The organism is Demequina sp. NBRC 110054, assembly GCF_002090115.1.
Lineage (GTDB): Bacteria > Actinomycetota > Actinomycetes > Actinomycetales > Demequinaceae > Demequina.
This window is the reverse complement of the sequence record NZ_BBRK01000004.1, coordinates 451,904-466,993: the sequence shown is the minus strand read 5'-3', so window position 1 is coordinate 466,993 and position 15,090 is coordinate 451,904. Positions and strand designations below refer to the sequence as shown.

The window sequence follows — 15,090 nt, the reverse complement described above, 5'->3', positions numbered from 1 at the left end:
GTGATCAGCCCGATCCTGTTCTGGTGCGTCGCCTTCCTCACGGTCGTGCCCGCGCTGTCCCTGCTTTTCGCCAAGAAGGCCGTGCACATCGCCATGAGCATCGTCGCGGTGATGGTCGGCCTCGCGGTCGCGTACGTCGCGCTCGACGCGCCCTTCCTCGGCGTGGTCCAGATCGTCGTCTACACGGGCGCCGTCATGATGCTGTTCCTGTTCGTGCTCATGCTCGTCGGCGTCGACCAGCGCGAGTCGATGAAGGAGACGCTCGCCGGCCAGCGCTGGATCGCCCTGTTCGGCGCCGGCGGCCTCACCGTCCTGCTCCTCGGCGTGATCGCGCAGGTCACGGTCGAGCCCGCCGAGGAGATGACCACCGGTGAGCCCGATGCGGTCGCTGGCCTCCTGTTCACCGACTACGTCGTGCTCATGGAGATCCTCGGCGCGCTGCTCATCACCGCCGCGGTCGGCGCGCTCGTGCTCACGCACACGCCGCGCCTCGCGCCGCGTCGCACCCAGAAGGAGCAGCAGCGCGAGCGCGTGCTCGCGGGAGCGAACCCGGTCAACAAGCCGATGCCCGGCGTCTACGCCCGCCACAACGCGCTCGACGTCCCCGCGCTCGACCCCGAGGGCAAGGTCATCGAGGACTCGGTCTCCCGCGTGCTCGAGATCCGCCACCAGATGGACACGGCCGCGCAGTACGAGGCGCACCTCAGCGACCCGTCCAAGCGCGTGAGCGACAAGCCCGTGCACGAGGCGCCCTCGGCCGCCGAGGAACCCGAGACTGACAAGAAGGAGGACGAGTCGTGAGCCCGATCGCCTTCGTCTACCTCGCGACGGTGCTGTTCGGCATCGGCGCGGCGGCGGTCCTGACCCGGCGCAACGCGATCATCGCGTTCATGGGCGTCGAGCTCATGCTCAACGCCGCCAACCTCGCGTTCGTCGCCTTCTCCCGCATCCACGGCGAGATCGACGGCCAGGTGATCGCCTTCTTCGTCATGGTGGTGGCCGCCGCCGAGGTCGTGGTCGGGCTCGCGATCATCATCGCGCTGTTCCGCGCACGCCAGACCATCTCGCTCGACGAGCCTGCAGAGCTGAAGGGTTGATCGATGCTTGACCTGACCTGGCTCCTCATCGCCGTGCCGCTGGCCAGCAGCTTCGTGCTGATCCTGGCCGGCAAGCGCGCCGACGCATGGGGACACTGGATGGGCGTGGCCGCGTCCGCGACGGCGTTCGTCGTCGGATTCGGAGCCTTCCTCCAGATGCTCGGCCTCGACGCCGAGTCCCGCGAGCACGCGGTGCACCTGTTCACTTGGATCTCGGGCGGCGAGCTGACCGTCGACGCCGGCCTGCTGGTGGACCCACTGTCTATCTCGTTCGTCCTGCTCGTGACGTTCGTCGGCACGCTCATCCACCTGTACTCGGTGGCGTACATGGAGCACGACCCGCGCCGTCGGATCTTCTTCGCGTACCTCAACCTGTTCATCGCGGCGATGCTGCTGCTGGTCCTCGCGGACTCCTACCTCCTGCTGTTCGTCGGCTGGGAGGGCGTGGGTCTCGCGTCGTACCTGCTGATCGGGTTCTGGAACCACAAGCCGGAGTACGCGACCGCCGCGAACAAGGCGTTCATCGTCAACCGCATCGGCGACATCGGCCTGATCGTCGCGATGGGACTCCTGTTCGCGAACTTCGGCACCCTCGGCTTCGCTGAGATCTTCGAGTCGGTCGACTCGGTCTCGACCGGCCAGCTCACCGCGATCGGCCTCGCGCTGCTCGTGGCCGCGACCGGAAAGTCCGCGCAGTTCCCGCTCCAGTCCTGGCTGGGCGACGCGATGGCCGGCCCGACCCCCGTCTCGGCCCTCATCCACGCGGCGACCATGGTCACCGCCGGTGTCTACCTCATCGTCCGCTCGGGCGACATCTTCGCCCTCACAGAGACCGCCCGCGTGGTCGTGGCCGCCGTCGGCGCGCTGACGCTCATCATGGGCGCGATCATCGGTATGGCGAAGGACGACATCAAGAAGGCACTCGCCGCCTCGACCATGTCGCAGATCGGCTACATGATGCTCGCTGCGGGCCTGGGCCCGATCGGCTACGCGTTCGCGATCTTCCACCTGATCACGCACGGCTTCTTCAAGGCCGGCATGTTCCTCGGCGCCGGCTCCGTGATGCACGCGATGAACGACAGCGTGGACATGCGGCGCTACGGCGCGCTGCGCACCGCGATGGTCGTCACCTGGGTCACGTTCGGCCTCGGCTGGCTCGCGATCCTCGGCGTCCCGCCGTTCTCGGGCTTCTGGTCGAAGGACAAGATCATCGAGGCCGCGTTCGTCGGCGAGGGCTGGCAGCCCTGGGTGTTCGGCCTCACCGCCCTCATCGGTGCGGGCCTCACCGCGTACTACATGTCGCGCCTGTTCTTCATGACGTTCCACGGCAAGGCCCGGTGGACGGACGACGCGCACCCGCACGAGTCGCCCTGGCTCATGACGGTGCCGATGATCGTCCTCTCCGTCGGCTCGGCCCTGCTGGGCTGGTTCCTTGCCTCGGGCGACCGCTTCACCACCTGGCTCGAGCCGGTGACCGGCCACGCCGAGCACCACGAGCCCGTGCTGTCGGTGCCGGTGATCATGACGCTCACGCTCGTGCTGGTCGCGTTCGGCGTCGTCGTCGCCTGGCTCCAGTTCGGACGCAGCGAGGTGGCCAAGGAGGCTCCGGCGCCGTCGCTCGGTGTCCTCGTCGCGAGCAACGACTTCTATCAGGACTCCTTCAACCGCGCCGCCCTCCAGCGCCCGGGCACGCACCTCACGCGCACGCTCGTGTACGCGGACGCCGCGGTGGTCGACGGCGCCGTCAACGGCACCGGCACCGCGCTGCTGAGGCTCGGAGAGTTCCTGCGCAAGTTCCAGTCCGGGCAGGTGCGCAGCTACGCCGCACTGATCCTGATCGCTGTCGCCGGCCTCATCGCCGGCGTCGTCCTGGGGGTGCTGTAGATGTTCCCGTTCCTGACCGTCCTGGTCCTGCTCCCGCTCGTCGGGGCAGTCGTGGTGCGCGCGCTGCCCGAGGGTGCGCGCGGCCGAGTGCGCGAGATCGCGCTCGGCTTCACCGCCGTGGAGGCGCTGCTGGGCCTCGTGATGCTCACGCAGTTCGATCTCGCCGACGCGGGCACGCAGCAGTTCACCGAGACCTACGCGTGGATCCCGCAGATCGGCACCAGCTGGGCGCTCGGCGTCAACGGCTTCGGTCTGTCCTTGATCGTGCTGTCGCTCATCCTCACGCCGCTCGTGATCCTCGCCGAGTGGCGCAAGGACAAGGACCCGGCGCGTGCCGCCCGCTACCTCGCGCTGATCCTCGTGCTGCAGGCCTTCATGGTCGGCATCTTCGCCGCCCGTGACGTCTTCCTGTTCTACGTGATGTTCGAGGCCATGCTGATCCCGCTGTACTTCCTCATCGGAGGCTTCGGGGGAGAGCAGCGTCGCTACGCCGCGGTGAAGTTCCTGCTGTACTCGCTCGTCGGTGGCCTCATCATGCTGGTCGGCGTCGTCGCGCTGTACTTCGTGGGACCCGGTGGCGAGCAGGCCTACCTGATCGACAACCTCACGGGCTACGACTTCGGGACCACCGCAGAGCGCCTCATGTTCCTCGCGTTCTTCCTCGCGTTCGCGATCAAGGCGCCGATGGTGCCCGTCCACACGTGGCTGCCCACGGTCGCCGAGACCGCGCGTCCCGGCACGACCGCGCTGCTCGTCGCCGTGCTCGACAAGATCGGCACGTTCGGCATGATCACGCTCGGGCTCGCGCTGTTCCCCGAGGCCTCGAAGTGGGCCGCACCGGTGATCATCGTGCTCGCGGTGATCTCCGTGATCTACGGCGCGATCGCCGCGATCGGCCAGACCGACATGCTGCGCCTGGTGTCGTTCACCTCGGTGAGCCACTTCGGCATCATGGTGCTCGGCATCTACGCGTTCCAGCAGACCTCCGTCGAGGGCGCCGCGCTGTACATGTTCAACCACGGCCTCTCGACCGGCGCGCTGTTCCTCGTCGTCGGCTTCCTGATCGAGCGCAAGGGCACGCCCTACGTCGGTGAGTACGGCGGCCTCCAGAAGGCCGTGCCGGTCTTCGCGGGCACGTTCCTCATCATCGGCCTGAGCGCGCTCGCCCTGCCGGGCCTGTCGCCGTTCGTCTCCGAGATCATGGTGCTCGTCGGCGCGTTCGGCGTCGCGAAGATCGCTGTCATCGTCTCGGCCCTCGGAGTGGTCCTCGCGGCGCTCTACGTGCTGCTGACCTACCAGAAGGTGTTCACGGGCCCGCCGAACGCGAAGCTCGGCAAGACGCGCGAGCTCGGCTTGCGCGAGCGCCTGGTGCTGTGGCCCCTGATCGCCCTGATGCTCGTGCTCGGATTCTTCCCGAGTCTCGCCATCGACTACCTACGTGAGCCCACCGCCGCGGTGCTCACGACCGTCAACGCGGAGGTTTCCGAGTGATGTTCACCGCACCCGAGATCTCCTACGTGGCGTTCGCGCCGATGATCGTCGTGCTCCTCGGCGGCGCGGCCGGCGTGCTTGTCGAGGCCTTCGTCCGCACGCCCGCGACCCGCCGGACCGTCCAGCTCGTGCTCGCTCTCGTGGCGATCCTCGGCGCGCTCGGCACCGTCATCATCCAGTGGGCGATGTACGCGCCCGACTCCGCGGGCGTCGTGGGTCAGACGGGCTACTTCGTCATGGACCGCCAGGCGCTCGCGTGGCACAGCATGATCCTCGTCTTCGGGGCGCTGTCCGCGCTGCTGTTCGCGGCCCGCACCCGCGCAGGCGAGGAGGCCTTCACGCCGCTCGGTTCCGCCGCTCCCGGCTCGCCCGAGGAGGCCGAGGCGCACCGTCGCGGCCTCGAGGTCACCGAGGTCTTCCCGCTGCTGCTGTTCGCGATCGGCGGCATGATGGCGTTCGTCTCGGCGACCGACCTGCTCGCGCTGTTCGTCGCGCTCGAGGTGTTCTCGCTCCCGCTGTACCTCATGGTCGCGCTCGCGCGCCGCAAGCGCCTCCTGTCCGAGGAGGGCGCGCTGAAGTACTTCCTGCTCGGCGCGTTCTCGTCCGCCGTGTACCTGTTCGGCGCCGCGCTGCTCTACGGCGCGACCGCGTCGACCGGCTACGCCGACATCCTCACCGTGGTGCTCGCGAGCCCCGGCGACCTCACGCTCATCATCCCCGGCGCGGTGCTCGTGCTCGTCGGTCTGCTGTTCAAGCTGGGCGCCGTCCCGTTCCACACGTGGTCGCCGGACGCCTACCAGGCCGCGCCTACCCCCGTGACAGCCTTCATGGCCGCCGCCACGAAGGCGGCCGCCGCGGCCGCCCTGCTGCGCATCGTCTACGTGGCGCTGTACCCGCTCGAGTGGGAGCTCAGCTGGATGATCTGGACGATCGCCATCCTCACGATGGCGGTCGGCACGATCGTCGCGCTCGTCCAGACCGACATCAAGCGCATGCTCGCGTACTCGTCGGTCGCGCACGCGGGCTTCATCCTCGTGGCGTTCGCGGGCTTCTCCGCCGAGGCGCTGTCCGCCGTGCCGTTCTACCTGCTCACGTACGGCATCGCCACGATCGGTGCGTTCGCGATCATCACCCAGGTGCGCGAGAAGGCGGACGACGGGACAGTCGGCGGCGAGGCCACGCGCCTCGGACAGTGGGCCGGCCTCGGTCGCCGCGATCCTCTGCTCGCCGGCGCCATGGGCCTGTTCCTGCTGTCGTTCGCGGGCATCCCGCTCACGGCCGGCTTCATCGGGAAGTTCCAGGTCTTCGCCGCCGCGATCGACGAGGGCGGCTGGCCGCTCGTCGTGGTCGCGGTGCTCGCGTCGGCCGCCGCGGCGTTCTTCTACGTGCGCCTCATCGTGCTGATGTTCCTCACCGACGTGCCCGAGGACCAGGCTGGCGCGGTTGAGGTCGACTACCACCCGTACACGCGCGTCGTCGTGTGGGTCACGGCCGCGGCCACGCTGCTCCTCGGTGTGCTTCCCGCGGGCGCCCTCGCGCTGGCTGGCGATGCCGGGGTGCTCCTGCTCGGGCTGTAGGCTCGAACGCATGCCCGTCCCACTCCAGACATCTGCGCTGCAGGAGTCTCTGACGCCGCGACTCGAGCTGATCGAGGAGCGTCTGCGTGACGCCGTCGCCCAGTCCGACCGCCTCGCGGACGCGACTTCGCGGCACCTCGTGGACGCGGGCGGCAAGCGGCTTCGTCCGATGCTCGTGCTGCTCGCGTCGCAGCTGGGAGAGGGCGCGCGGCCCGAGGTGCTCGACGCCGCCGTGGTGTGCGAGCTCACGCACCTCGCGACGCTCTACCACGACGACGTCATGGACTCCGCGCCCACCCGGCGCGGGGCCCCGTCCGCGCACGAGGTGTGGGGCAACTCGGTCGCGATCCTCACGGGGGACCTGCTGTTCGCCAGGGCTTCCGTGGTCGTGGCGGGCCTGGGTCCGGAGGCCGTGCGACTCCAGGCCGCGACCTTCGAGCGGCTGTGCCTGGGCCAGCTGCACGAGACCGTGGGACCGGCCGAGGGCGACGACCCCGTCGAGCACTACATCCAGGTGCTCGCGGACAAGACCGGCTCGCTCGTCGCGATGTCCGCACGCTTCGGCGCGATGTTCGCCGGCTGCGCTCCCTCGCTCGTGAAGCAGGTGACGGAGTACGGCGAGCTCGCGGGTGTCGCGTTCCAGCTGGCCGACGACGTGCTCGACATCCGCTCCGACACCGAGGTCTCGGGCAAGACGCCCGGCACCGACCTCCGCGAGGGCGTCGACACGATGCCCACGCTGCTCCTGCGCCGCCGCGTCGAGGCAGGCGTCAGCGACGAGGTCTCCAAGGAGGAGCACGCCGCCGATGTACTGCTGCTCGCCGACATCGATGGCGACCTCAGCTCGGACGAGGTCCTCGCCTCGGTGGTGGACCGCCTGCGTGCGCACCCCGTGGTCGACGAGACCGCCGCGCTCGCCCACGACTGGGCGGCACGATCCAAGGCCGCGATCGACGGCCTGCCCGAGGGCGAGGTCAAGGACGCGCTGATCGCGTTCGCCGACGCCCTCGTCGCCCGCGCGGCCTGACCGACGAGCTCCCCGCGGCCCGCACCAGGGCGACCGCCGCATCGTCCTGAAGCGACCCCCAACGCTTTGACCCCCTGCTGCGTGTGACAGGGTAAGGGACGCAAGAAGGGGAACTCATGGGGGACTGGCAGGCGCTCGTCGAGCGGCTGATGCGCGAGCGCGGGCCACGGCTCACCGCGTACGCCGCGATGCTCGTGGGCCGCGACGGTGACGCCGAGGACCTTGTCCACGACGCGATCGTCAAGGTGTTCTCGCGCGGCAGAGCGCTCAGCGACATCGATCACGCCGAGGCGTACGTCCGCAGGACGATGCCGACGCTCGCGATCGACAGGGCCCGCCGCCGCAGCGCCGGGTCCCGCGCCACGGTGCGGTCGTTCCAGCGGGACGATGCGCCCGCCGACCTGGACGCCGGGCTCGACGTTCGTAGGGCGCTGAGGACGCTCTCGCCCCGCGAGCAGGCCTGCGTGGCGATGCGCTACTACGACGACCTCACGGTGCCGCAGATCGCCGAGGCCCTGCACCTCGCGCAGGGCTCGGTCAAGCGGTACCTGCACGATGCGACGGCCCGGCTGGCACCCATGCTGGGCGTCGACGATCCGGGACCCGAGCCCGAAGTGGTGGAGCTGACGACGGCAAGGAGGCGGCGATGAGCGACCTCGGAGACATGATCAGGGGCGCGGGAGACGCGCACGCCGCGGCGCTGGGCGCGCGCGGTGACGATGCAGGGACGATGCGGGTGGTGGCCTCTATCCGGCGTCGCCGGGTGTTCCGGGCGAGTGCCACAGGGCTGGTCGCCGCGGCCGCCGTCGGTGCGCTCGGGATGACCGCGATGGCGGCGCTCGGGCCCGAGGAGTCGGTGCCGGCGGCGCCGACGGGCGACGGTGTGAACGCCTGGTGCGACCTGGATGACTACCCGGTGCCGAACGTGGACGCCGTGCCGTACTACGGGCTCGAGGGCCGGCTCTACGCGGACTTCACGACAGAGACGTACATGCTGCGAACCCTCGACGGCGAGCTGCACCAGCTCGAGCAGGTAGAGGGCGGTGCACTCTTGGACCCGGTGACGGAGTACGACTACAGCGAGCTGATGGAGATCTACGGCCCGGACGGAGTCGTGGAGTGGGGCCTCGACCGCATGGTCTTTGACGTCACCACGCAGGGCGGACTCAACTACGTCGAGGACCCCACTGACTTGTATTACGAGTGGACCACCGTCGTGCCGGATGAGGCGCCCGAGGAGATCACGCTGTACATGCTCGCGCAGGTGCACCAGTACCCGATCGTGCACACCGGCTACGGCGTGGACGCCACGATGGTGGGCGAGGAGGATCTGGTCGAGCAGATCGTCACGCGTACCGACGGCACCGAGGAGACCACGCGCATCCTGTTCGGCGAGCCGACCGGCGAGATCGAGGACACTACCGACCTTGCGAGCGTCACGACGCGGGTGACGTCGCCCGAGGGCGAGGTCACCGAGATCGTCTCCACGTACGACGCGTCGCAGACCTACGAGGCGAAGTGCGGCGAGAACACGTCGGAGTGGCAGAACGAGATGGCGGCGCAGGACGCGGAGGCTTCGGCATCCGCCGAGCCCGAGCGCGAGGTCGCCTACCTCGACGGCCCCGAAGCGGAGGTCTTCGCGTGCAGGGAGCCGCTCGACCCGGACCTAGAGGCGGAGACCGTCTGGGAGGAGCGCCGCAGCGGCATCTACTACGACGAGGAACAGGCGATGCAGATCGACTACGGCGACGGCGCGACGGTGGTCGCGCTCCCGCAGCGCAGCGAGGAGTTCGAGGACTACGAGCAGTACGACGGCTACACGAGCAAGGGTTGGGGTGGGGCGTACGGGTACGACCCGGAGACGGGTGAGCCGACAACCGGCTACCTCGACTACCTTCTCGAGGTCTTCGTCGATGAGGACGGCGCCATCGTCGGCTACTCCGATCCGTGGTCGGACGACGACACCTTCAATGTGTGGGGCGGAGGCCTCAGCGCGCCCACGCAGGTCCACGTCTTCGACTCGGCCGAGCGGATCGCCTGCGGCGACACGACCGACGAGGAGATCGCCGTCGCGACCCCGGTGCTGCTCACCGGCTACGGCGCCTCCGTCGAGACCATGGAGTGGGCATGGTACGAGGTGATCCAGGACTGAGCTAGCCCCAGACCAGGCAGGCGGGGGTACGCCTGACGAGGCCCGGACGATGCGGCGCGGACGACGCGACCACCGCATCGTCCGGGCTTCTCGTCGTGGAGGCGAGTGGCGCATCGTCCGTGCCCAAGCACTGGGCACGGATTTCGGTTCGACACCCCGAACGCCACGCCTGCGCGGACGGCGACACGCTCGCGTGTCGCGCGAGAATCCGTGCGGAGTGCATGGAGGGCGGGCGCTACACCGGCTCGGCCGGCTCGACCTCGGCCTCGCGCGGGTCGCGCAGCGACGACCGCGAGGCGCGCAGGCTGTCCACCGTCAGCACCACGAGCGCGATCCACACGAGCGCGAAGCCCACCCAGCGCGCTGGGGACATCTCCTCGCCCCACAGCCACACGGCCAGCATGAACATGATTGTCGGCGCGAGGTACTGGAGCAGTCCGACGACGTTCAGTGGGAGCCGCTGGGCGGCGCCGGAGAACAGCAGCAGCGCGCCGACGGTGAACACGCCGGTCGACGCGATCAGCAGATCGTGGGAGAGCCCGAGCCCCGCCGAGCCGCGCACGCCGAACGTCGCCTCGCCGGACGCGGACAGCCGCCACACCACGACCGCGGCGACGGGCGCGAGGACCATCGTCTCGACGCTCAGCCCCGTGATCGGGTCGACGGCCACGCGCTTCTTGATGAGCCCGTAGATCCCGAACGAGAACGCGAGCACGAGCGAGATCCACGGGACCCCGCCCAGCTCGACGCTGATCACGCCGACCGCGATCGTCGCGATGCCGACCGCGACGATCTGCAGCCGCCGCAGCCGCTCGCCGAGGACCAGCACCCCGAGCGCCACCAGCACGAGCGGGTTGATGTAGTAGCCGAGCGACGCGTGCGCCACGCGGTCGGTGACGACGGAGAACACATAGGTGAGCCAGTTGGTGACGATCAACGCGGCGGCGAGTGCGAGCGTGCCGAGCGTCTTGAGGTCGGTCAGGGCGGCGCGCAGCCGACCCCAGCCGCGCACCGCGGTGACGATCACCGCGCACACCGCGACGGACCACAGGATCCGCTGCGCGGTGATCTCGACGGCCGATGCGGGCTCGAGCGCGTGCATGAGGATCGGGAACAGCCCCCACACCAGGTAGGCGCCCAGACCGAGCCCCAGGCCGGTGCGGTCGAGCACCCCCGGGCGCACGGACGATGCGGTGGAGACGGACGATGCGGTCGCTGGTGAGGGTTCGGTCACCTCGCCAGTCTCGTCCCGTGGCACGGTGCCACGCCACCCGCGGTTGGCGTCAGTCGCGCACGGCGAGGGCGCGCAGGAAGCCCGAGTGGAAGCGATCCTCCTCGGTCACGCCGTACGCCTCGGCGAGCACCTCGAGCAGCGTGAGGAACGCCTCGTCCACGTCGCCCGCAGTGTGGAGCGCGATCGCGTCGAAGACCTTCTGCGAGGGGGCTCCCGGGAAGCGGCGACGCACCTCCGCGATGATCTGCGTCGAATCGTCCTCATGCCCGAGCGCGTGGAGCACGTTCGCGTAGCGCATCAGGCATCGCCGCAGCAGCTCGCCCGAGGGTCCCGTCGCGAGCGTCTCCTCGAACCACCGGCGGGCAGCGCCGAGGTCTCCGAGCATGAGGTGCGAGCCGCCGAGCTCGTAGAGCACCTGCGGGGAGTTCGGGTGCTCCGCCGCCAGCTCCTCGAGCGCGGCCAGCGTTGGACCCAGATCGTCGAGATCGCGGGCCGCGAGCACGGCGTCGAGCCGCTGGTCCACTGCGGATTCGCCATAGGTCCGGCGCCCCGTGCGGCGCCGGGGAAGTGCCGCCGTCACAGGCCGATGCGGTGGACGAACTGCTGGAGCATGTCGCCGACGCCCGACAGGAGGCCCGAGTCCTCGAGGTTCATCGTGGACAGCACCGGGGTGCCCGGCACCACGAGCCCGTTGACGTCGCCCCACCCGAGCTCGTCGGACGTGATCACGCCGGTGACGGTCGAGTAGTCGCCCGCCTGCTCGACGGTGAAGTCCTCAAGCATGCCCGTGATGATCGTGTCGTCCGGCAGCGTGATGTCGACCGACTCGACGTGGGGGATCCTGTCGAAGTCCAGGCGGTTGACCTGAAAGTCCGACGTCACGTACAGGGTGTCCCGCTCCGAGATCGTGGCGACTGGCGAGCCCTGCCACGCGTAGCTGCCCGCGTTGACGGCGACGTCGGTGACGATGCCGTCGACCGAGGCGACGATCGTGATCACGCCGTCCGCGGTGACGAGGCCGTCCTCCGCGTCCACGAGGCCCTCGGCGACGTCGCGCTCGAGCGTGGTCGACGAGATCTGCATCAGGGCGTCGCCCGCGCTGACCTCGTCGCCCTTCGCGATGAAGGTCGCGGTCACGATGCCCGCGTAGTCGGTGCCGACGGGGTGCTCGACGGCCTGGATCGAGCCCGTCACGCTGTCGAGCCGGTGCTCGCGCTGGTTGAAGACGACGGTGGCGATGGCGCCGATGAGCAGCACCACGACGAGACCGAGCGCGAAGCGAAGCTGGTTGGTCAGAAGCATGAGGGGAGGTCCTTCAGCAGATCGAGAGGGGACGTCGTCACGTCAGGAGCGCGGGGTCGGCCCGCCGGCGCCGGGGAAGCGGCCGGTCGCGTCGGTGGGGTACGGAGACGGCGCATGGGGAGGTCGCGGCTGGCGCGACCGGGCGGGGCCCTGTGCCCCGGGGTGGCCCGAGGCGGCGCCGTCCTGCATCGCGGGGGCACCGGCTCCCGGCGAGGCGGGCGACGGCGGGTAGGGGGCCTGCGGAGGCTGCCAGCCGTAGCCGACCGCCTCCTGGTACGGATAGGCCTGAGCGGACGGTGCCGACGGCGGGTACGGCAGACCCGTGTACGGGTCGTAGCCGGTCGGGGCGCCGTAGGGCGGGTACCCCGACTCGCGTGCGGGCGGGCCCGCGTACCACTGGCCCGGCGACGGCGCTTCCTGGGGCGCGTCGTATCCCGGGTGTGCGGCATGGCCGGGTTGGGTCGGGTAGGCCTGCGCGCCCGGGCGCTCCTGCTGACCGCCATAGCCCTGGCTCGCCGGGTGCCCCTGGTAGTTCGGAGGCGCCTGCGGCGGATAGCCCTGCCACCGGTCGTACGCGCCGTACTGGCCGGGACCCTGAGGTCCGGGGTAGCCGGCCTGCGGTCCATAGGGTGAGTGGCCGTACGCCGCCGCGTATCCGGGCTGGCCATAGCCCGGCGGAGGGTATGCGGGCTGACCGTACGGCGGCTGGCCATAGGCCGGGTACCCGTAGCCCGCCTCCTCGAACTGCGGGAAGTCTCCCGGGAGGGGATAGTCGCCGGGCTCGTAGGGCTGGCCCCACGCCGCCGCCGGGGCGGGAGCGAAGGGCGCCTCGCGCGGTCCGGCCGGAACCGGTCCCGCGCTCTCGGGGTCGCCGGGCAGGGGCGCGGTCGAGGTCCCGGCCGCGGAGAGGCCCGCGGCACCTTCCCCGGACGATGCCGCGGCGGAGTCGTCCTCGTCGCGCGACGCCGCGTGGGCGGGGGCCGCGGCCTCCACCGACTCCGGGGTGTCCGGCTCCGTGTCGTCGACCGTGGCGCCATCGGTCTCTGCGACGTCCTGTGCGTCCTCGCCAGCGGGCGCATCGTCCCCGAGCCCGGCCGGCCCGGTCTCAGCCGTCGGCGAGTGCACGATGACCGCATCCTCGGACGCGCCCTCATTCTCCGAGGAGCTCCCCGACGCGGCGTCCGGCACGGCGACGATCTGCGCGCGGGCCGCCTCGGCGTGTCCCGTCCTGGTGTCCGCGACGGAGCGCGCCGCCATCGTCGCCGCGAGCGTGGCTGCCGCCGTCGCGCTCTGCGCGTTCGACACGCCCTGAGCCGCCCATGACGGAGTGCCGCCCGCGGGCAGCGAGGCCCGCGCCGCCGCAGGGAAGGTCACGACCGTCTCGGCAGGGATCTGGTCCTCTGGTCGGACCCTGAGGTAGCGGGCGTGCTCGGCGAGGCGGGGCCCGACGCCGACCGGCATCGCGCCGGGGGCGATCTCGCCGTGCTCCTCGAGCATCGCGGCGATCTCCACGTCCAGCTCATCGACGTGGACGGAGGGATCCTCGGACGCCGACTTCGCGCGTCGACCCCACGCGCGCGGCTTGATGTCGAGGCCGGCGGAGACGATGAAGACGCCGAGGATGGTCGTGTTGAGGATGTTCCACACGGTCGCGAGCGTCAGCAGCCCGTTGCCGACGTCTCGCCAGATCGCGACGAACGACGCGATGAGCAGGAAAGCGAAGAACAGCATCTGCGGGATCATGAAGTTGAACGCTGAGCTCTGCTTCACCGAGCCCGTGGACTGCCAGCCCACGTCCTTGCCGCGCAGGACGTTGAACAGGGCCTTCGTGTAGACGGGGAACGACACGGTGGCGAGCGTGAGCGTCTGCCACTTGTACGTGCCGAGCGCGTACCAGGCCAGGATGATCTGCATCAGGTAGAAGCCTGCGTAGAACAGCGCCCATTCGAGCACGGTGATCGACAGCGAGACCGGACGCAGGTCGAAGAAGATCTCGAGCGGCGGGACCAGCAGCAGCGGCAGGGGCGCGATGCCGGTGAGGTAGAACGACGCGGTCGTGAGGTACTGGAGCCGCTGGTCCAGGGTGAGGTTGGACTTCTTGCGGCTGAAGAGCGGGTGGGTGAAGAGGATCTCGAATCCGCCTGTCGCCCACCGCAGCTGCTGCTTGGAGAACGCCTCCACGCTGTCGGGGGCGTCGCCGATCGCGAGCACCTCGGGGATGAAGATCGACCGCCATCCGCGCTCGTGGAGCATGATCGAGGTCCACACGTCCTCGGACTTCGAGTCGGTGTAGATGCCGCCGACATCGAGCACGGCCTCTCGACGGAACATCACGTTCGTGCCGACGCAGAACGCCGCGTTGAACTTGTTCTTGCCGGGCTGCACGAAGCGGTAGAAGACCGTCTGCATGTACGCGGCGCCCTTGGCGATGACGCTGTCGTGCTCGTTGCCGTACGCCTGGGGCGTCTGCACGAAGGCCAGCTTGCGGTCGACGAAGAACGGCAGCGTGTGCTCGATGAACTCGGGGCGAGGCACGAAGTCGGCGTCGAAGATGGCGAAGAACTCGCCCTTGGCCAGCGTGAGGGCGTGGTTGACGTTGCCTGCCTTGGCGCCGTGCGACGTGAGGCGGCGCACGTAGCGCGCACCGAGCGTGGCGGCGAGCTCCTTGACCTCGTCGCTGCGGCCGTCGTCGAGGATCCACGTGCGGTGGCTGCCCCGCATCGCGAGCGCCGCGCGGGTCGTGCGCTCGATCACGTCGAGCGGCTCGCCGTACACCGTGATGAGGATGTCGACGGTGATGGGACGGCCGCCCAGCACGATCGGCCAGCGCGTGGGATCGCCGTGATGGTGGGCGTAGAGCGTGCTGCGCGCGTGGTGGACCGCGTACGTGCGCGGGTTCTGGCCGCCCGCGAGGATGGTCCAGCTCGTCATGAGGGCATGTAGCACGAGCACGAGCTCGGCGGTGACGACCATGACGTACGGCACGATGTCGCCGCGGTTGGACGGATTCAGGAGGAAGCCCGCGTAGGCGAGCACGCCGAGGGTCGCGATCATCACGAGCGTGATGAGGACCGGGGACTGCTCCGAACCCATGAAGGGATGATGCTCGTGGCGGGTGCTGTCGGGGGACTGCGGGATGCTCATCGTGATGCTCCGGGGAGGGGCGTGGGTCAGCGGACAGGGACACGCTCGGGGGAGAGCGGCGGCGACGCTGCCTGGGTGCGGTCGGTCCGGAGGCCCGCAGCGGTCCCCGGGGGCGGGGCCCGCACACCGGATGCCGGAGACGCGCGGATGTGATGTGCGCCACACTAGGCGCACGACGGCAC

At 70.0% G+C, this 15,090-nt stretch carries 12 protein-coding genes; 8 read left to right on the top strand and 4 right to left on the bottom strand.

Annotated features, from left to right (window positions below; genetic code table 11):
* From B7K23_RS02135 to B7K23_RS02100, 8 genes are all read left to right on the top strand, one after another.
* Positions 1-801, top strand: a complete 801-nt coding sequence (locus B7K23_RS02135; protein WP_234996374.1) for an NADH-quinone oxidoreductase subunit J — start codon at positions 1-3, stop codon at positions 799-801.
* Complete coding sequence (nuoK, locus tag B7K23_RS02130; RefSeq protein WP_084124696.1) at positions 798-1,097, top strand: NADH-quinone oxidoreductase subunit NuoK; 300 nt, start codon at positions 798-800, stop codon at positions 1,095-1,097. The genes B7K23_RS02135 and nuoK overlap by 4 nt, the downstream gene beginning before the upstream one ends.
* Positions 1,098-1,100: 3 nt before the next feature.
* On the top strand, positions 1,101-2,981 hold the full coding sequence (gene nuoL / locus B7K23_RS02125; RefSeq protein WP_084124694.1) for an NADH-quinone oxidoreductase subunit L: 1,881 nt from the start codon (positions 1,101-1,103) through the stop codon (positions 2,979-2,981).
* Positions 2,982-4,472: an NADH-quinone oxidoreductase subunit M gene (locus tag B7K23_RS02120; RefSeq protein ID WP_084124692.1), complete on the top strand. Its 1,491-nt coding sequence runs from the start codon at positions 2,982-2,984 to the stop codon at positions 4,470-4,472.
* The gene (gene nuoN / locus B7K23_RS02115) at positions 4,472-6,049 is read left to right on the top strand and encodes an NADH-quinone oxidoreductase subunit NuoN (RefSeq protein WP_084124690.1); all 1,578 of its coding nucleotides are present in this window, start codon (positions 4,472-4,474) and stop codon (positions 6,047-6,049) included. Before B7K23_RS02120 ends, nuoN begins: the two co-directional genes overlap by 1 nt.
* 10 nt (positions 6,050-6,059) lie before the next feature.
* Positions 6,060-7,076 carry a polyprenyl synthetase family protein gene (locus B7K23_RS02110; RefSeq protein ID WP_234996373.1) on the top strand — a complete coding sequence of 339 codons (1,017 nt, stop codon included), beginning with the start codon at positions 6,060-6,062 and terminating at the stop codon, positions 7,074-7,076.
* Positions 7,077-7,192: 116 nt separating this feature from the next.
* Positions 7,193-7,726: an RNA polymerase sigma factor gene (locus tag B7K23_RS02105; RefSeq protein ID WP_084124687.1), complete on the top strand. Its 534-nt coding sequence runs from the start codon at positions 7,193-7,195 to the stop codon at positions 7,724-7,726.
* Complete coding sequence (locus B7K23_RS02100; protein WP_084124685.1) at positions 7,723-9,228, top strand: hypothetical protein; 1,506 nt, start codon at positions 7,723-7,725, stop codon at positions 9,226-9,228. The genes B7K23_RS02105 and B7K23_RS02100 overlap by 4 nt, the downstream gene beginning before the upstream one ends.
* A gap of 235 nt (positions 9,229-9,463) precedes the next feature.
* Here the strand turns inward: B7K23_RS02100 and rarD are convergent, their stop codons facing one another.
* Genes rarD through B7K23_RS15800 form a run of 4 tightly spaced genes read right to left on the bottom strand, consistent with a single transcriptional unit; the run spans position 9,464 to position 14,908 of the window.
* Positions 9,464-10,462 (bottom strand): EamA family transporter RarD, encoded by a 999-nt coding sequence (gene rarD, locus B7K23_RS02095; RefSeq protein ID WP_234996372.1) that lies wholly within the window; start codon positions 10,460-10,462, stop codon positions 9,464-9,466.
* A gap of 49 nt (positions 10,463-10,511) precedes the next feature.
* Positions 10,512-10,985, bottom strand: a complete 474-nt coding sequence (locus B7K23_RS02090; RefSeq protein WP_084124682.1) for a tol-pal system YbgF family protein — start codon at positions 10,983-10,985, stop codon at positions 10,512-10,514.
* A gap of 53 nt (positions 10,986-11,038) precedes the next feature.
* The gene (locus B7K23_RS02085; RefSeq protein WP_084124680.1) at positions 11,039-11,764 is read right to left on the bottom strand and encodes an HlyD family efflux transporter periplasmic adaptor subunit; all 726 of its coding nucleotides are present in this window, start codon (positions 11,762-11,764) and stop codon (positions 11,039-11,041) included.
* 42 nt (positions 11,765-11,806) lie between these two features.
* A complete protein-coding gene (locus tag B7K23_RS15800) occupies positions 11,807-14,908 on the bottom strand; it encodes a glycosyltransferase family 2 protein (protein WP_200809755.1) in 3,102 nt (1,033 codons plus the stop codon).
* Positions 14,909-15,090: the final 182 nt, after the last annotated feature.